At 46.9% G+C, this 288-nt stretch carries 1 pseudogene; it reads right to left on the minus strand.

Features of this window, described 5'->3' with window-relative positions:
* Nucleotides 1-9: 9 nt before the first annotated feature.
* Nucleotides 10-288 (minus strand): annotated as a pseudogene (locus ACTIE6_RS19055) (class I SAM-dependent methyltransferase); the annotation flags it as partial.

The raw sequence follows: 288 nt of genomic DNA on the forward strand, positions 1-288 counted from the left end.
TAGTGAGAATCAGTCCACTGCCTTTTCTGCTCTGATCCGCCCGTTATCGACAAAATCTTTGCCCGGAATCGGAAGATCTATATCTACTTCCGGTGCAGTTGCGGTCACTTTGAATTCCATTACATAGAATGCATTGCCAAAAACGTAATGCAGCTTGAAGTTCTCAATGTTGGCAGGAAGATCTTCCAAAGGTACCTCAGCCCTGAAAAGCGGATTTGCTTTCAAAAGCGTCGCATAAGTGGGCGTGTTTCTCAGCCAGGGAGCAATGCTTTCGTCGCCGACTACTAC

The sequence above is a fragment of the Dyadobacter sp. genome (assembly GCF_051859145.1).
Taxonomy (GTDB): domain Bacteria; phylum Bacteroidota; class Bacteroidia; order Cytophagales; family Spirosomataceae; genus Dyadobacter.